This window comes from Enterococcus sp. 3G1_DIV0629 (assembly GCF_002141285.1).
Lineage (GTDB): Bacteria > Bacillota > Bacilli > Lactobacillales > Enterococcaceae > Enterococcus_B > Enterococcus_B lactis.
The window spans coordinates 871,344-888,246 of record NZ_NGLI01000001.1 but is presented as its reverse complement, the minus strand read 5'-3'; the positions used below and the strand labels follow the sequence as shown (position 1 = coordinate 888,246).

General features: G+C 39.4%; 17 protein-coding genes. All 17 read right to left on the bottom strand.

Going from position 1 to position 16,903, the window contains the following annotated elements; translation table 11 throughout:
- Positions 1 to 68 precede the first annotated feature (68 nt).
- A complete protein-coding gene (locus A5816_RS04530; protein ID WP_086310832.1) occupies positions 69 to 1,115 on the bottom strand; it encodes a lysylphosphatidylglycerol synthase transmembrane domain-containing protein in 1,047 nt (348 codons plus the stop codon).
- Between the two features lie 10 nt (positions 1,116 to 1,125).
- Positions 1,126 to 1,398 carry a DUF1294 domain-containing protein gene (locus tag A5816_RS04525; protein ID WP_086310831.1) on the bottom strand — a complete coding sequence of 91 codons (273 nt, stop codon included), beginning with the start codon at positions 1,396 to 1,398 and terminating at the stop codon, positions 1,126 to 1,128.
- A gap of 28 nt (positions 1,399 to 1,426) precedes the next feature.
- Positions 1,427 to 2,341, bottom strand: a complete 915-nt coding sequence (locus A5816_RS04520) for a diacylglycerol kinase family protein (RefSeq protein WP_002374562.1) — start codon at positions 2,339 to 2,341, stop codon at positions 1,427 to 1,429.
- 130 nt (positions 2,342 to 2,471) lie between these two features.
- Positions 2,472 to 3,704, bottom strand: coding sequence for a peptidase T (gene pepT / locus A5816_RS04515; RefSeq protein ID WP_086310830.1), 1,233 nt, complete (start codon positions 3,702 to 3,704; stop codon positions 2,472 to 2,474).
- A 13-nt stretch (positions 3,705 to 3,717) separates the two neighbouring features.
- Positions 3,718 to 4,839, bottom strand: coding sequence for a Nif3-like dinuclear metal center hexameric protein (locus A5816_RS04510; RefSeq protein WP_086310829.1), 1,122 nt, complete (start codon positions 4,837 to 4,839; stop codon positions 3,718 to 3,720).
- On the bottom strand, positions 4,836 to 5,537 hold the full coding sequence (locus A5816_RS04505) for a tRNA (adenine(22)-N(1))-methyltransferase TrmK (protein WP_086310828.1): 702 nt from the start codon (positions 5,535 to 5,537) through the stop codon (positions 4,836 to 4,838). Before A5816_RS04505 ends, A5816_RS04510 begins: the two co-directional genes overlap by 4 nt.
- Positions 5,538 to 5,680: 143 nt before the next feature.
- The gene (locus A5816_RS04500) at positions 5,681 to 6,121 is read right to left on the bottom strand and encodes a hypothetical protein (RefSeq protein WP_002374558.1); all 441 of its coding nucleotides are present in this window, start codon (positions 6,119 to 6,121) and stop codon (positions 5,681 to 5,683) included.
- Between the two features lie 128 nt (positions 6,122 to 6,249).
- Positions 6,250 to 7,176 (bottom strand): primosomal protein DnaI, encoded by a 927-nt coding sequence (dnaI, locus tag A5816_RS04495; RefSeq protein WP_086310827.1) that lies wholly within the window; start codon positions 7,174 to 7,176, stop codon positions 6,250 to 6,252.
- Positions 7,176 to 8,549: a replication initiation and membrane attachment family protein gene (locus A5816_RS04490; RefSeq protein ID WP_086310826.1), complete on the bottom strand. Its 1,374-nt coding sequence runs from the start codon at positions 8,547 to 8,549 to the stop codon at positions 7,176 to 7,178. The genes dnaI and A5816_RS04490 overlap by 1 nt, the downstream gene beginning before the upstream one ends.
- Positions 8,550 to 8,571: 22 nt before the next feature.
- The gene (gene nrdR / locus A5816_RS04485) at positions 8,572 to 9,051 is read right to left on the bottom strand and encodes a transcriptional regulator NrdR (RefSeq protein ID WP_077836495.1); all 480 of its coding nucleotides are present in this window, start codon (positions 9,049 to 9,051) and stop codon (positions 8,572 to 8,574) included.
- A gap of 313 nt (positions 9,052 to 9,364) precedes the next feature.
- Positions 9,365 to 9,697 carry a hypothetical protein gene (locus A5816_RS04480; protein WP_002374553.1) on the bottom strand — a complete coding sequence of 111 codons (333 nt, stop codon included), beginning with the start codon at positions 9,695 to 9,697 and terminating at the stop codon, positions 9,365 to 9,367.
- 51 nt (positions 9,698 to 9,748) lie between these two features.
- Positions 9,749 to 10,378: a dephospho-CoA kinase gene (gene coaE / locus A5816_RS04475; RefSeq protein WP_086310825.1), complete on the bottom strand. Its 630-nt coding sequence runs from the start codon at positions 10,376 to 10,378 to the stop codon at positions 9,749 to 9,751.
- On the bottom strand, positions 10,342 to 11,178 hold the full coding sequence (gene mutM, locus A5816_RS04470; RefSeq protein ID WP_065773060.1) for a DNA-formamidopyrimidine glycosylase: 837 nt from the start codon (positions 11,176 to 11,178) through the stop codon (positions 10,342 to 10,344). The genes coaE and mutM overlap by 37 nt, the downstream gene beginning before the upstream one ends.
- 44 nt (positions 11,179 to 11,222) lie before the next feature.
- Complete coding sequence (gene polA / locus A5816_RS04465) at positions 11,223 to 13,868, bottom strand: DNA polymerase I (RefSeq protein WP_086310824.1); 2,646 nt, start codon at positions 13,866 to 13,868, stop codon at positions 11,223 to 11,225.
- A 124-nt stretch (positions 13,869 to 13,992) separates the two neighbouring features.
- On the bottom strand, positions 13,993 to 14,676 hold the full coding sequence (locus A5816_RS04460; protein WP_002374546.1) for a Bax inhibitor-1/YccA family protein: 684 nt from the start codon (positions 14,674 to 14,676) through the stop codon (positions 13,993 to 13,995).
- Positions 14,669 to 15,154 carry a MaoC/PaaZ C-terminal domain-containing protein gene (locus A5816_RS04455; protein WP_002291977.1) on the bottom strand — a complete coding sequence of 162 codons (486 nt, stop codon included), beginning with the start codon at positions 15,152 to 15,154 and terminating at the stop codon, positions 14,669 to 14,671. Before A5816_RS04455 ends, A5816_RS04460 begins: the two co-directional genes overlap by 8 nt.
- Positions 15,155 to 15,459: 305 nt before the next feature.
- Positions 15,460 to 16,794, bottom strand: coding sequence for a UDP-N-acetylmuramate--L-alanine ligase (gene murC, locus A5816_RS04450; protein WP_002319131.1), 1,335 nt, complete (start codon positions 16,792 to 16,794; stop codon positions 15,460 to 15,462).
- Between the last annotated feature and the right edge of the window lie 109 nt (positions 16,795 to 16,903).

Below are 16,903 nucleotides of genomic sequence, written 5' to 3'. Positions count from 1 at the left end.
ATGTTCAAGTGACATAGCTTCCTAATGTTTTTCTTTTATAAAAAAAAAGGGTAGATCTTATAAAAGACCTACCCTTGATTTTCTTTATTCTCTTTTTTTACTTCTATTATTTCTTCTTTGATCACTCTTCGCCGTTCAGCAATCACATACACAAATCCATAGAGAAATGGCAAGATAAAGGAACTGAAACGATACAACAAAAGCGAAGAAACTGCGTCAACTGTTCCGACAACTGGTCTAAACAATAACAAGTAGACAAATTCAAAGGATCCAATACCAGCTGGCGTAGGAATAACTCCTGAAAGCACTACTGCAAAGCTGATAAACGAAATGGTCAGTAGGAAATCTATTTTAGGATGGTTTTCAATCAGAATCAAATAGGGAAGTACATACCAAAATACAAGTTTCAACATATTCCATAGATAAATCCGCAATAGCGCAGTCCTGTCTTGGATAATGGTTTGGACCGTTTCCCTTAAAGAGTAGATCTGCTGATTACATGTATCCACCCATTTTCGCAAACGCTCACTCTTAAATAACTTATTCGATAAGCTGACAAAAAATATTTGGACATTCAGACTGATGGACATTACCAATAAAAAGGCAACAATCACGATCGTCAAAAGAATGCCAGCAATAATAAACCAGATCATTGACGGACTATTAGAATAAAAAAGAGAGAATTGGATGAGCAAGCCAGCTAACGCATAGGTAATCACTGCAAGTTTGTACATGATCATATGGAGTGCTGTCACCCCTGCTCCCTGAGACAGTTTCATTCCTTTTTTATTATAAAAATAAATTTCCGAGATCAATGTTCCTGTACCAAATGAAACGATTCGATAAAATGCAATATAGCTAGAGGTCAGAAACCCATCTTTCGTTGTAAAATTCGGCGCGAAAGGTTCCGCAATCTCTTTGATCGAGCGCCCTTCAGCGATTTGGTAAACTGTCCCTAATACAACAGTGGCTGCCAAAACGACAACACTGGTAGACAGTAATTCGGCAAAGATATCTGCAAATGATTGATTGATTAAATAATAAATAATAGCAAAAATCGCAATCAGCAAAAGCAGATTCAGAATGATTTTAATTTTCGTTCCTTTAGATGACATCTCCTGCTCCTTAATGGAAAAAATAAATGAGAATCAAATCAACAAGCACACCCGCAATGAATCCTACGGTAAACTTCTTTTTCCTTGTTTTATGATGAAAAACTTTCCGAGAAATCAATCCTCCCAAACCACCGCCTAACAGACTAACAAATATCAAATTATTTTCAGGTACACGCCAGCCGCCAGTTCGAGCCTGATGTTTATCATATCCCATCAGACAAAATAAATAAAAATTTACAATGAATAGATAAAACCACAAAGGATTGTGTAACAATACATCCATTATTCTTCTTCCAACTTTCTATTAACTACTATTTCTGATCTTTTTCTTCTTTTTTTGGTGAATAAACTGCTAATCCTTTTGATACAACAGATAATTCAACTGGAAGATCATCTGTCGTGTCTCCATCTGTCCGAGTGCCAACAGATCTTTCCTGTGCTTTGATTTTCATGCGTTTGGCTGTGAAATAAGTGATGCCAGGTATCGTATAGAATTTTCCTCTCATGATTCTAGGCAAATAAAAAATAAATCGGAAAATATCTAAGGAAGGTACGATCGTTACATGGAATTTTCCATCATCTGGGGTCGCTGAGTCGTCGAAATTTGTAAAGCCGCCCACGGAGTTAGACATCGTGACTGTCAATAACTGGGATTTTCCTTTCCAATGCTCCTCGTCTGTTTCTAAATCCAAATGATATTTTTTCTTCTTCAGCAATAACTTAAAGAATTTCTTGATAAAAATCCACGAGCCATAACGCTGTTTTTCTTCTTGACTGATCCAAACTGCTGTATCGGCTAAGATACCGATTGTCAGTGTAGAGATAATGACTGCATCATTGACTTGGCCATAGTCTATTTTTCGGACATTTCCTTCTAGAATCACATCAGCAGCCTCTTCTTTCTTCAAGGGGATTTCAAGGACACGTGCGAGATTATTGACTGTTCCACCTGGAAGTAATCCGATATGATACTGAGATAACGTTTGCTGGAACGCTTGAACGATATGATGGATCGTGCCGTCCCCTCCTATGATCACTAGAGTATCGGCTCCTATAGCTTCTGCTTTCTTGACTAAATCCGCATGGTCAATCGACGGGCCAGTTTCAGCTAAATCTACAAATAATTCTGGTTGCTTTTCTTTTACATAATCTTGAAACCAGCGTGCTAATTTCTCACCCTCATCTTTCCCTGAACTTTTGTTATAAAAAACTAGCAGCTTTTCCATTCTTTACCTCCTATTTACTCTTCAAAAAAGAGGGCGGGACAATCCATTCCATTGTCCTGCCCTTTAGCCTTAGACAGATGACATTCCATCATCGGACGAACGCCTTGTCATAAGCTGTTCTTTTTCGATTTTAACTCTTTGTGTTCAATTCTGCAATTTTAACAATCACATCTGTTGCTTTTTCCATTACTTGTAAAGAAACAAATTCGAATCGACCGTGCATATTTTCTCCTCCGGCAAATAGATTTGGCGTCGGAATACCCATGTAAGAGATTTTTGAACCATCTGTTCCTCCGCGAACTGGTTCGATCACTGGAGAGATCCCAAGCTCGATCATTGCTTGTTTCGCTAATTCCACGATGCTCATATCTTTTTCGATGATTTCTTTCATGTTGTAATATTGATCATACATATCTACTTTGATTCGTTCTTGATCAAATCGTTGATTCAATTCTTCTTGGATATGTGTGATTTGTGCTTTGCGCGCTTCGAATTTTTCACGATCATGATCGCGAATGATATAACTCATAGAAGCTTCTTCAGGATTTCCATTCAATGCCATCAAATGGAAGAAACCTTCGTATCCTTCTGTTTTTTCTGGAACTTCATCGGCTGGAAGCTGATTATGAAAATCAATCGCCAGCTGTAAAGCATTGATCATCGTATCTTTTGCCGTCCCCGGATGTACATTTTTCCCTTGGATCGTGATATTTGCTTGAGCAGCACTGAATGTTTCATACTGCAATTCACCTAAAGGACCGCCGTCTACTGTATAAGCAAAATCCACATTGAATTGCTCAACATCGAATTTATCCGCTCCGACACCGATTTCTTCATCAGGTCCAAAAGCTACTTTGATGGTACCATGAGGGATAGAAGGATTATTGATCAAGATCTCCATTGCAGTCATGATTTCCGCAATCCCTGATTTGTCATCTGCTCCCAGTAAAGTACTGCCATCTGTAGTAATCAACGTGTGACCTTCATAATTTTTCAAATTTGGAAAATCTTTTGTATTCAACGTGTAACGTTCTTCCCCATCTAGTACGATCGTAGACTCTCCATCATAGTTTTCAATGATTTGTGGATTGACTCCTACTGCATTAAAGTCTGCTGTATCCATGTGGGAAATAAATCCAATAGAACGCACTTCATGATCGACATTGCTTGGTAATGTTCCCATAACGAACCCATTGTCTTCATTATAGAAAACATCAGATAAACCTAACTCTTCCAATTCTTTTTTCAATTCTTGCGCAAAAGCAACTTGTGTCTGAGTCGATGGGGTCGTTTTGCTTGTTGCATCGGAGCGTGTTTCTGTTTTGACATACCGTAAAAAACGTGGCAAAAGATTTTCGTACATAGTATTCTCTCCTTTAATTAAATTGAAATGGGTTTGTATTCGTTTCAGAGACGAAAAAGTCAATAGCCCAATTTTCTTCTTGTTTCCAAGTCTCAAATTTCTCGATGAACCGTTCCTTACATAACGATTCAATATAATGTCCGGGATCAATTGCGATCAATCCGGCGCTTTGCATATCATGAGCCGTATGATAATAGATGTCTCCGGTGATATAGACGTCTGCTCTTTGAGCGATTGCTTGCGGATAAAATTTTTCGCCGCTTCCACCGCAAATCGCAATACGCTTGATGGATGATTTTGTTTTTTGAGGCTGAACGATTCTCAGTCCCTCTAATTGGAAAACTTTTTTTACTTGTTCCACAAATATTTCTAAGGGGATTTCTTGCGGTAATTCACCTATTCGACCTAGCCCAAACTTTTCGACTGGTGCATCAATTGCGAAAAGATCGTACGCAGGTTCTTCATAAGGATGAACTGATTGCATGGCATCAATCACTTGTTTTTCGATTGTTTCGGGCAAAATAACCTCGACTTTTGCTTCTTGAACTTGTTCTGTCTTCCCTACTTTCCCAATCGCTGGTTGTGCACCAACATTCGGAGTAAATCGACCGTGTCCAATCGAGGTAAAACTTGTACCGGTATAATCGCCTTGCATACCAGCACCAGCTGCAGCTAATGCTTCACGCATTTTCTGTGCATGATCCACAGGTACATAAACCGCCAGTTTTTTATAATGGATTTCATGAGTCTTCACTAAATAACTCTCCACTTCAATACCAAGAAGTTCGCAAAACCAGTCATTCAGTCCGTCCCAAATAATATCCATATTCGTGTGTGCCGCATAAACGGCAATATCATGTTTCAACAGATCTGCATACATTTTTTCTTGCGGCTGATCAGTAGTCAGCCGCTTTACAGGACGAAAGATTGGGGGATGTTTAGCAATCAGCAGATCGATTTTTTTCTCGATTGCTTCTTCGACCACTTCTGGGCGAACATCCAATGTCATCATTACCCGTTGAATCGGTTTATCTAATGTTCCAATATGCAGTCCGACTGGGTCTCCTTCTTCAGCTAGCCATTGAGGACAATAGCTTTCAAACTTTTGGATGAAGGTACGTCCGCTGATTGTCATGACTCTAAAACCTCCTCAATTATTTGGATTTCCTGCTCGATTTGTTTTTGACGTGCCTCTTGATTAGCTGCTTGTTTGAGCTGTTCACGGATAGCTTTTCTTTGTTGAAGCTCTCTTGTCCATTTTGATTTGAAGATCTCACTTTTCTCTTCAAGCAGAAATGGCCCGAACATCAGCTCCATTTCACTGTAAGTAACTGGTTTTTGTCCTTTTTCGGCTACAATGATTTCATATATTTTTTTGTTTTCTTCAAGTATTTTTTCTGATTGGATTTTGTATTGGTTTTCTTGCAGCCATGATCGTAACGTACGCTCTCCGATATTTGGCTGAAGGATCAAACGTTCTTGTCCACTTAGGCGTTGATTCAACTTGCCAGCTTCTAGGATATCTCGGATCAGCGAACCTCCCATACCCGCGATTGTGACAGCCGTTATAGCATCTTGCGGTTGGATCGCATCTAGACCATTTGCAAGACGTACAGTGATACGATCTTCCAATCCATCTTTTTGGACTTGCTTACGTGCTGATTCATAAGGACCTTGAACGACTTCACCTGCAACTGCATATTCGATTTTTCCTTTTAGCATCAATGCAACAGGTAAGTATGCGTGATCTGATCCAATGTCTGCTAAACGAGCAGATTCAGGGACAAAGTCACCAACTGCCTCTAAGCGCTGAGATAAATCTAAATGGTTCATAGCTTCACTCCTTCTAGGTAATTATAGCATTTTCCATATAAAATAAGGAGACTAGGAATAAAAAAATTCCCAGATCTCCTTAAAAAATATACCTTTTTGTTCTATAAAACAACATATTCTTTCTTTGAATAAAGTGTTTCTGATTATTTGTTCAACGAAACGTCAATGATCGAATCTCCAGGCACTTGTGGTGGGATAGACATCGTCATGATCGGCATCTCAACTAATGTAAATTGGACTTTGTCACCGATTTTCAGTTCATTTATGTCCACGCTTATTTTTTCAGCAGTAGCGTTCAAAATCACTCCGTCATTGCTGAATGATGTCCCCATATTCGCTGGATCTTCCTTTGCCATGACATCGACGAGTTTCAGCTGAATCGTTTCTTCTTCCGCTTCTACTTGAGTGATGCTTTCAATCGTTCCTACAAATATGCTTTGTCCCTCCGTTTTCGTACTGCTTGTTTTTACTGTTTGACCCGCATCAATCGAATCAACAGAACCTGTGTTGCTATCTGCACTACCGCATCCTGCTAAAATAAAAAATAGACCAACTACAGATATACTAGAAAAAATAGCCCTCATAAAAAATCCTCCGTTTAAGTTTTTGCATTACTTGTTGCGGTGATTGTCTCCGGTCATTTCTGTCCATGTAAAGATTCGCTGACCTGCTTTTACTCCTTGGTCAAATATCAGTTGGACTTATCAACTGTTCAACCATTGCGGCGGTTGCGACCAGTCATTTCGATTTCTTTTGTCAAATAACGTATGCGTTCCATTATGCGTTTTGCTTTCAGCGGCTCTTCATCTCCACGTTGAGTGACGGACAAATGCTGTTCCAATTCATCCATTGTGAAATTTGATGAAAAGAATGTCGGTAGCTGTTCCTGCATCCGATATTGAAGGATGACGCCGAATACTTCATCCCGTATCCAACTGCTCATCGCGTCTGCACCAATATCGTCAATCATTAAAATGGGGGAACGCTTCACTGCATCTAGCTTTTCTGCCACTTGATCTTTTCCGATTGCCTGTTTCATCTCAACGGCAAACGTCGGAAAGTGGACTAATGTCGTGGTGAAACCAGCAATCGCTAGTTCTCTCGCTGTTGCTCCTAATAAGTATGTTTTTCCAATACCAAAACTCCCTACCAAATAAAGACCTTTATGATACCCTTTTGGATCTGCAGTATATTTCTCTACAAAATCTAGGGCTTCCAAGCTCGCATATCCTCGTCCATCTGTACGCTCAAAGTTTTCAAAAGATGCTGATTGAATATCTTTTGGCATATCCATTGCTTTTACTCGGCTTCTGATTTCTTCTTGTCTTTGCCGAGCTAACAATGCTTCTGTTGGTACATAAGTGACATCCACATAATGAAAATTCAACGTCAACTTCGGCTCGTAGCCTGGAGCGATCATCGTTGGATCGTTTTTTTGATATTTACGCTTTTCCTGCACGAACTCATACAATTTGGCGTAGCTTTTTTCAATATCCGCTTGTGTCAGTTCTTCTTGGTGTGCACTTAGAAAAGCTTGAACATCCGCATCATTTAGGACGTCAGCAATCATTTCAGCATATTTTTCTTGATAATTACGTTTGCTGATGATCCTCTTCAATTCTTTGCCTACGTCTTCCATTAGATGTCACCCTCCTTTTTCGCCAGGTATTCTTTAAAACGGCGGTCAATCTCTGCTTTTTTCTCACTACTGATCTGTTTTTCATCTTTTGGCTGGTTGACCCAATCAGGAAGCTTTTCCCGCCGAACATTTCGCTTGCCGTTTGGATAATTTGTTTGCTTCTTTTGTTTTGATTGTTTTGCTTGATTGCTTATTTGCCGAATATGCTGAATTGCTTCTTCTGCTGTGGCGATTTTCTTTTGTGCCCATTCATTTGCCACTGTATTCACATAACTAGCATTTAAGCTAGCATTATTTTTGATCACCAATACATAATTCAACAAAACATTGATCACACTGCTGGAAAGACCTGATTGAGAAACAAGGTCTTGCAGTAACCAATTTTCTTGTTTAGAAACATATCCGCCTTTTTCTGACTTGATTGCTTCCAGATATTTCATCGGTGGAATGCTCTGTGCTTCTTTTATCAACTGAAGCGCTGCATTTGTCAAATGTTCATTCGTCGGAGATTCATTGCTGTTTTCAGCAACAGCGACTGTTTCCTTTATTTGCTTTACTGGTCGTCTCTGCATTGCCAAAACAGCTTTTTGCAGCTCCTTCATGGATACTTTTTGTTCACTAAAATCATAAGATTGACTGATGAGTTCACCAAGAGTTAGTTCATCGAATCCATAAAGCTGATGATACATGTCGACTTGTTTGATGATTGAATCATCAAGAACAGTCATATGTTTTTTTGCCAGCCAATCATTCAAAAATTGCCAATCGAATGTCGAATCTGTTTCAAGTAATGCTGATGGCTCAGATTCTTCAAAAGATTTATTCAGTGATTCGATGTTTTCTTGATTAGCAGCGTATACTGCTTCATTGAAGCGATAAACATCTAAAAATTTTTTTGTGATTTTTTGATATCCCTGTGTTGTATGCCTTTTAGGTTCAAACAACTGGGTAAGCTTCTGGAATCGTCGTTCACCAACTTTTTCCAAAAGAAGAAATGCCAGAACAGAATCTTTGAAAAATGCTTTAGGAACGAGTGGCTCTAACAACTCATAAATAAAACGAGGCCCCAGATCGCTATCTTCTTTAAAATAAACATCCAGTAAGCCGATTCCTTCCAGCTTTTTTCTTGCATCATAAAATTGAGGGATCCCGCAGCCTAGACTACTGAGTAAATCTGCATGCATCCCTTCAGGACCTTCACCAGATTCTTGCGAGATCTCTGATAATAGAGTGAAATAGATACTCAAGGCTTCTCCGCCGATCAGTGGCTGATAAAGATACAGCAAGGCGTTCTTGCTGTCTTCCCTCAGCGGAGCTTCTTTTCTTCCTTGGTAAATATTTTTTGGTTGAAGCTCTTTCCAAGCATTTTCCAAGGAAATGCCTCCTTTTTGTTTCTTAATTGTTTTCTTTATTATTCTCTTTTGCTTTATCCACGATATCTTGCAACTCTTTTAAGAAAACAGACATATCTTTGAACTGGCGATAAACACTGGCAAAACGGATATACGCGATTTCGTCTAAATCGACTAAATCCTCCATCACATATTCACCAATCAGATTCGTTGATACTTCGTTTTCCCCAAGACTGCGTACGCGGTTTTCGACATGGTTGACGATTTGTTCCATTTGCTCCATAGCTACAGGTCTTTTTTCTGCTGAGCGGATGAGTCCTCTTAAAATTTTATCGCGATTGAATTCTTCGCGTTCCCCGTTTTTCTTGATGACTAATAACGGAGCAGCTTCAATTCGTTCAAACGTAGTGAATCGGAACGAACAATTCTCACATTCGCGACGGCGACGGATCGCACGTCCATCATCTGCTTGACGGCTGTCGATTACTCGTGAATTATTATGTTGACATCTGGGACATCTCATTTTGTCTCACCTCTTGCATCGCATTTTTATATAAAGGATGTGTCTTTCTTTACAACTAGTTGTATTATAACACGAAACAAATCACAAACGCGACTGTCCTACCCAAAAAAACACGGATATAAGAACAATTTTTTCTATTTTCATGCGTAATTATGTCCCCTGTTCTAATCCAATTTCAATTTTCCAGTACTGATGACCTTGATTGCTGAGAAATGACTCGCCCAAAAGCTGATTTAGTCGACTAGCGCAAAAAACTTGAAGCAGATGAACATCTTATCATCTGCTTCAAGTCACGTCTCTATTTCTTACTATTTTATAACTTCTCTTCGATTCCTGTATAGTGTTTCAGTCGTTGTTCCTCGATCTTTTGTTCATCAGGAATGTGTTCACTTTCTGGGAGCGGTGTCTTACTACGATCAGGTGCCGGATTTTTTCGTTCTTGAGTCAAATCTTGCTGTTTCGCTTCTTTTTCTGCCTGCTGGTCTTCTATTTCATCGATTCTTGCTTGGTACTGCTTTTCTTTCTCTTCTGCTGTTTCTGATTGCGTACGACCTTCATCGATTAGATTTTCTTTATTGAGTATTTCGCCGATTTTTTCTTTTGCGTTACCTACGACTTTATCCTTTTGGTTTTTAAATGATCCCATCGCTATCCCTCGCTTTCTATATACTCAGGATAGCAAACTTGACACAGATACTCAAAGAAAGCGATTAGCTAAAAGCCAATTTTCGATTTGTTCCACAAGTTCCTCTTTCGTTCCGTTGTTGTCAAACAAAATATCCGCACGCTGCTTTTTTTCTTCGATTGGAAGTTGACTGCGAATTCTCTGCTGCGCTTGTTCTAGTGTTAGTTGATTACGTTTCATCAAGCGTCTGAGTTGAATATCTGGCGTAGTATAAACGACAGCTACTGCATCCATATAGTGGTCATAATGACCTTCGTAGAGCAATGGGATATCTACAATTACTAAAGGATGATTGGAACTTAGAGAGGCGATTTGATCTTTTATCGCTTTTCGGATAAACGGATCTAATAGCTGATCAAGTTTTTGCCGTTTCTCCTTTGATGGAAAAACAATCATCCCAAGTTTCCCTCGATCTAGCTGACCATTAGACTGCAATATCTCTTGGCCAAACACAGACACAACCTTCCTCAGAGCAAGCGTTCCAGGCTCAACAGTTTCTCTGGCAATCACGTCGCCATCGATCAAAGGAAATCCATGAGACTGAAAGACTTTGGCTGCCGTACTTTTGCCAGTAGCTATTCCGCCCGTCAAACCTAAAACAAAGCCTACTTTTCGATTTTCAGCCTTTGACAATTCGGACAATAGTGAGTCCCCCTTTGTGCCACTTTTGTTTTCACGATCGGTGTCCCACAACGTATACATGGTTTGCCAGTTTGCTGATAGACATGCAGTGCTACTTGGAATCCGCCTGATTCTCCTAATGCATTCAAATAGCTGCGAATCGTGGTACCTCCGGCTTCTATTGCACGATTCAAAACATCAATAATCGATAGACGTAATTGTTCTATCTCTTTTGGACGTAATGTATTCGCCGGTTGTTCTGGATGGATCTTCGCTTCCCATAGTGCTTCGTCTACATAAATATTACCTAGTCCCGTTACTAAACGTTGATCTAGCAGTAAAGGCTTGATTGCTTTGTGCGATTTTTTCAGTCCAGCTGCAAAATCTGCTAATAAAAAGCTGTCAGGCAATGGCTCAGGTCCTAATTTCATGATTCCTCGGTAAGTTGCACTTGCTCCTTTTTCGACGATTGTCATACGACCAAATTTTCGTACATCGTTGTAGCGAAGTTGGCTCCCGTCCTCAAAAAAGAAAAGTACATGCGTATGTTTATCGATTGGTGTATTTTCTTTCGTGAATTGATATTTTCCTTCCATTCGCAAGTGTGAGATCAGTTCATAATGATCGAGATGAAAAATCAAAAACTTCCCTCTACGTCCAATGGATTGGATGGTTTCGCCAACAAGAGAAGCCTCAAAGATGGGTGTCTCTGGTTGCTCGATGATTTTGGGCCACAAGACTTGCACTTTCTGAATCGTTTTTCCTACTACTAACCGTTCCAATCCTTTACGAACGGTTTCTACTTCTGGTAATTCTGGCATTTTTTCTTTTCACCTTCATTATATTGCTCTGTCTTAAACAATGTTTATTTTGCTTCGTACCACGTTTTTCCCCAACTGCTGTCAGTGATCAGTGGTACATGGAGAGAAACAGCTTGTTCCATAACTTCCTTCACCAATTTATCTAATGATTCAAGTTCTTTTTCAGGTACCTCGAAGACAAGTTCATCATGAACTTGTAACAGCATCGTAGCTTGAAGACCTGTTTCTTTCAATCGTTTATCCAATTCGATCATCGCGATTTTCAAAATATCAGCAGCACTTCCTTGAATTGGTGTATTGATAGCTGTTCGTTCCGCAAAAGAACGGATATTGTAATTTCTTGAATTGATGTCTGGCAAATATCGACGGCGGTGATACAGCGTTTCGACGTAGCCTTGGTCTTTTGCTTCGCGTACGATTCTTTCCATATATTCTTTGACACCTGGGTATTTTTCAAAGTACGTATCGATGTATTGCTGTGCTGCTTTTCGGCTGATGCCTAAATTTTGTGAAAGTCCGTAATCAGAGATGCCATACACGATACCAAAATTCACTGCTTTTGCTTGCCGACGCATATTTGGTGTGACATCCTCTGCCTTTTCGATTCCAAATACGCGCATCGCTGTGCTGGCATGGATATCTTGACCTTCTAGGAAGGCAGCTTTCAAATGTTCATCATTTGAGATATGCGCAAGTACGCGTAACTCGATTTGTGAATAGTCAGAAGAATAAATCAACCAGTCTTTTTCTCTAGGAACAAATGCCTGACGTATCTTTCTCCCTTCATCTAATCGAATCGGGATGTTCTGCAAATTAGGATCAACAGAGCTTAATCGTCCTGTTTGGGTCAATGTCTGGACATAACGGGTATGCACTTTTCCATCTGATTGGATCACTTTCAGCAGTCCTTCGACATAGGTAGATTGAATTTTTGCGATTTGACGATAGGTTAGGATATCCTCTACGATTGGTGCTTGTTCACGAAGCTGTTCCAGTACATCTACGGCTGTAGAGTACCCAGTTTTTGTTTTTTTGATAACGGGTAATCCCATTTTTTCAAATAAGATCACTCCTAATTGCTTTGGTGAATTCAAATTGAATTCTTCGCCGGCTTCTTCGTAGATTTTTTGTTCGATCTCTCTTAAGCGAGCAGAAAACTCGCCCTTCATTTCTTGTAAGCGAGTCGCATCTACTTTGATCCCGCTTATTTCCATCTCTGCCAAAATGATAGACAAGGGCAGTTCCATTTTTCGGAAAAGATCTTCTTGGTTCTTATCTGCCAGTTCTTGGCTCAATTTTGGTGACAACGCATTGATTGCAGCTACTTTTCGCGCCAAATGAGCAAAAAAGAGTTCCTCTTCTTCTGGTAAACCTTTTTTCGCCCCTTTGCCGTATACAGTTTCATCTGATTGAATATCGTTGTATCCGTAATGTGCGGCTATTCCTTCGATATCTGTGCTTTTTTCATTCGTATCGAGAAGGTATGCACCTAGCAAGACATCAAAATCGATTCCTTTCGTTTTTCCAGTATAGCGATTTAAAGCAACATAAGTTCGTTTCGCATCATATACTTTTTTCAATCGGGTCGGATCAGTGATCCAAGAATGGAACGCTTGGTTTTCGAATACAGACAGATCATTCGTGACATAGATTTTCTTTTCTGTCCCCCACGCTACACCGACGATTTCCTCTGTATGATAATTGTCTCCCATCATTTCCACATACAGTGCCATATCCGTAGTAAACATTTCCTCTTTAAATTCATGCACGACTTCAAATAAAATATCATCCATTTTTACTTCTTCTTCAACGATATTCAGTTTAGAAAGGAACTGATTGAAATCCATTTCTTTATAAAACGGAACGAGTTTATCGAGATTTTTCCCTTCATACTTCAGTGAGTCGATAGAGACCTCCACAGGCGCTGAGGTATTGATGGTTGCCAATTTTTTCGATAAGAACGCTTGCTCTTTATCATTTATCAGATTTTCTTTCATTTTGCTTTGCTTCATTTCATCAATATGCTCATAGATTCCTTCGACTGAGCCATATTGTTTCAATAGCTTGATAGCTGTTTTTTCACCGATTTTAGTCACACCTGGGATATTGTCAGAGGCATCTCCGGCTAGCCCCTTTATGTCAATAATCTGTTTTGGTCTCAATCCATCATATTTTTCCGCCACATGTTCTGGTGTATAACTTTCGATATCGCTGACACCTTTTACAGTGATATCCACTTTGACTTCTTTACTAGCTAATTGAGTCAAATCCCGATCACCGGAAAGTACGACGACATCAAATTGATCTTTGTCTACTTTTTCTGCCAAAGTACCGATAATATCATCCGCTTCATAATTGGGCAATTCATAATACTGTACACCTAATCCCGTCAACAAATCACGGATATAGGGCATTTGTTCTTTGAATTCACCTGGTGTTTTAGATCTTCCGCCTTTGTACTCCGCATACATTTCTGTCCGAAAGGTCGTTTTTCCTGCATCGAACGCAACCAGAACATGCGTCGGTTGCTCTTTTTGCATAACATTTTCAAACATCGTATTGAATGCATAGATTGCATTTGTATGAAGACCGTTTCTGTTTTTGAAACGTTCAAGGGAATTGTGCAGCGCAAAGAATGCGCGAAAAGCCACACTGTTCCCATCAACGAGTAATAATTTATTTTTTGTCATCTTCTTAACTCCTTACTGTAAAGTTCTTATTCATTCTAACAAAGAATCATGCGGAATGCGAAAAGAAAAAGCGGGACCATACCAAATATTTCGGTATAGCCCCAACTGATCAATTTTTTCTTTTTTAGTTGTTCCGTCCAAAGATTCTTAGAAACGCCAAGAACAAGTTGATAAAGTCCAAATACAGCTTCAATGCCATGAATACAGCAATGCCACTATGTGCTGTTCCATTTGTCTGGACATAGATATTACGAATGCTTTGGTTATCATAAGCTGTGATCCCTGCAAAGATGACGACTAAAAGCAGTGAGATAAACAGCTCAACTGCGCTACTTCTCAAAATGAAGATGTTCAAGACTAGTGCAATGATCACTCCGATCAAAGCAGCCTGTCCTGCTCTTCCAACCCCGCTAAGATCTCGTTTTGTTGTTACTCCGACAACAGACATCCCCATGAACATCAAGGTAGCTGTCAAGAAAGCTTGCGTTACTGTTCCAATATCGTAGTATGCAAGAGTAACTGCTAATGTTATGCCATTCAAAAGAGAGTAGGCAATAAATCCACCGATTGCTAAGCTCGGATTCTTTTGTGCTTTTACGCCTAGAACCATTACTAAAATCAGTTCAACGATCCACAGACCCATAAAGCCTAATGGAAAGTTATTGATAAAAGTTGCTAGTTGCAAAGGAAATACCCAAAGAGCCAAGTAAGAAGTGACTGCACTAAGGGCAAGTCCCATACCTAAAAAACCATAAACTTTTGCATAAAAACGATTGATACCTGACATTGATGTACTTGGATTATTCATTTAATTCACCTTCACTTTCGATTGCTATTTCCAATTCAGGAACTTGTGGCGGTTGGACCATAACAACAGCATCCAACACACGATCTTCGTTCGTGTTTTCCGCTTCTACAGAAATCGTCACCACATCCTTCATCTTATCTACTTTTATGACCTCAAACTGAAAAGTCAGTGTTTCATAATGGAAAACCGGTTCAATAAAATTGACAGAAAAATTGACAACATGTGATCCTGGTCCAGGAAGATGCTTTGAAATTGCACTTGTGATGATCCCCATCAGCATCACTGATGGAACGATTGGCTGATGATATTCTGTTTTTTGTGCAAAGTCATGTTGGATATACAAAGGATTTGCATCATTCGTCAATCCCAAATACAGCAAAAGCTGGTTATCTTCAATAGATTCTGTTAAGGATAACGAGTCGCCTTCCTCGATTTCATTTATTGTTTTTCCTAGTTTTCTCGGCTTACCTATGTTCAAGATAGAAACCCTCCAGTTTATTTTTAATCATACATTATTGTACCAAAAGCAGCACAAAAGGCAAGTTCTGCTCCATTGATTTAACAGATTCCTATAGTTTAAAGAGGTCGTGAAAAAGCTGTCCTGCATCAAGTAATAAGAACAGCCAAGAAAAACAGCTTCTCATGTTTTTGATTTGGTTGGGCTTATTACCGCAGATGCAAGCTTTTGAACGCCGTTTATCAAAAGTTGTAAAAAAGGGAGCATGACAAGAATTTTGCCACTCTCCCTCTTTCTATTTTTATAAGGACACTGCAGTAATTGTATTACAGTACATTTTTCGTCGTGCTGCTTAAAAGTTTTTCATACGCTTGTTCAAATTTTTGAACATCTCCAGCACCCATGAAGATTACTACTGCATCATGATAATCTAATAGTGGAGATACATTATTTTCTTTGATGACTTCTCCACCTTTTTTGATTTTCGCTCCAAGGTCTTCAATCTTAACGTTTCCTTGTTCTTCCCGAGCCGAACCAAAAATATCGCATAAGTAAACTTTATCAGCTAAATCAAGTGCTTCTGCAAATTCATCCATCAATGCAATCGTACGCGTAAACGTATGGGGTTGGAAAACTGCAATTATTTCTTTATCTGGATATTTTTGGCGTGCGCCATCGATCGTTGCTTTGATTTCTGCAGGGTGATGCGCATAATCATCGACTACGGTCATGTCTGCTACGATTTTTTCACTGAATCGACGTTTTACTCCTGGGAAAGTCAGCATTTCTTCCGCAACTTCTTTCAGATCCAGTTTTTCGAAATACGCAACTGCAATAACACCTAAAGCATTTAAAATATTGTGTTTGCCGAATGCTGGTACAGTGAAATGTCCAACAAATTCATCCCCATGATAGACATCAAAAGCAGAACCGGATGTTGTACGTTCGATGTTTCGTGCTTGGATATCATCATTTTCTGTGACACCATAATAATAAATCGGCACATCTGCTTCTAATTTGCGTAAATAAGCGTCGTCACCGTACGCAAAAATAGCTTTTTTCACTTGTCCAGCCATTGTTTGGAAAGCTGTAAATACATCGTCGATACTTGTATAATAATCCGGATGATCAAAATCGATGTTTGTCATGATCGCATAGTCTGGTGAATAGGCAAGGAAATGACGGCGATATTCACAGGCTTCAAATGAAAAGAATTCCGCTTGCGGATCACCATGGCCTGTTCCGTCTCCAATTAGATAACTTGTTGGACGGACACCACTCAATACATGAGAGAGCAGACCAGTCGTACTTGTTTTTCCGTGAGAACCTGTTACAGCGATACTCGTATAGTTTTGGATAAAATGACCAATAAAGTCGTGATAGCGAATCACTTCCAAACCTAATTCTTTTGCTCGCTGGATTTCTTCATGTGAATCAGGAAATGCATTTCCTGCAATAATCGTCATACCTGGTTTTACATTCTCTGCGTTAAATGGCAGAATCGTGATATTTGCTTTTTCTAAATCTCTTTGTGTAAAGAAATATTTTTCAATGTCTGATCCTTGGACATTTAAACCTTGTTCATGTAAAACAAGAGCCAAGGAGCTCATTCCTGAACCTTTGATACCAACGAAATGATACAATTTATTTTGATTTTCCATTTGAATCCTCTTCTCTTATCTAGCGTCCATTCTTTTAGCTATTACATTCAACACGCTCCTCATTATCTTATAAACGATTGAAAATTTCAACCAAATTTATTTAGAAAGG

What these genes read in the sequence shown, in the direction of transcription:
- A5816_RS04530 (WP_086310832.1), bottom strand. Translation starts at nt 1,115, where the DNA reads ATGTCATCTAAAGGAACGAAAATTAAAATCATTCTGAATCTGCTTTTG.
- A5816_RS04525 (WP_086310831.1), bottom strand. Translation starts at nt 1,398, where the DNA reads ATGGATGTATTGTTACACAATCCTTTGTGGTTTTATCTATTCATTGTA.
- A5816_RS04520 (WP_002374562.1), bottom strand. Translation starts at nt 2,341, where the DNA reads ATGGAAAAGCTGCTAGTTTTTTATAACAAAAGTTCAGGGAAAGATGAG.
- pepT (WP_086310830.1), bottom strand. Translation starts at nt 3,704, where the DNA reads ATGTACGAAAATCTTTTGCCACGTTTTTTACGGTATGTCAAAACAGAA.
- A5816_RS04510 (WP_086310829.1), bottom strand. Translation starts at nt 4,839, where the DNA reads ATGACAATCAGCGGACGTACCTTCATCCAAAAGTTTGAAAGCTATTGT.
- A5816_RS04505 (WP_086310828.1), bottom strand. Translation starts at nt 5,537, where the DNA reads ATGAACCATTTAGATTTATCTCAGCGCTTAGAGGCAGTTGGTGACTTT.
- A5816_RS04500 (WP_002374558.1), bottom strand. Translation starts at nt 6,121, where the DNA reads ATGAGGGCTATTTTTTCTAGTATATCTGTAGTTGGTCTATTTTTTATT.
- dnaI (WP_086310827.1), bottom strand. Translation starts at nt 7,176, where the DNA reads ATGGAAGACGTAGGCAAAGAATTGAAGAGGATCATCAGCAAACGTAAT.
- nrdR (WP_077836495.1), bottom strand. Translation starts at nt 9,051, where the DNA reads ATGAGATGTCCCAGATGTCAACATAATAATTCACGAGTAATCGACAGC.
- A5816_RS04480 (WP_002374553.1), bottom strand. Translation starts at nt 9,697, where the DNA reads ATGGGATCATTTAAAAACCAAAAGGATAAAGTCGTAGGTAACGCAAAA.
- mutM (WP_065773060.1), bottom strand. Translation starts at nt 11,178, where the DNA reads ATGCCAGAATTACCAGAAGTAGAAACCGTTCGTAAAGGATTGGAACGG.
- polA (WP_086310824.1), bottom strand. Translation starts at nt 13,868, where the DNA reads ATGACAAAAAATAAATTATTACTCGTTGATGGGAACAGTGTGGCTTTT.
- A5816_RS04460 (WP_002374546.1), bottom strand. Translation starts at nt 14,676, where the DNA reads ATGAATAATCCAAGTACATCAATGTCAGGTATCAATCGTTTTTATGCA.
- murC (WP_002319131.1), bottom strand. Translation starts at nt 16,794, where the DNA reads ATGGAAAATCAAAATAAATTGTATCATTTCGTTGGTATCAAAGGTTCA.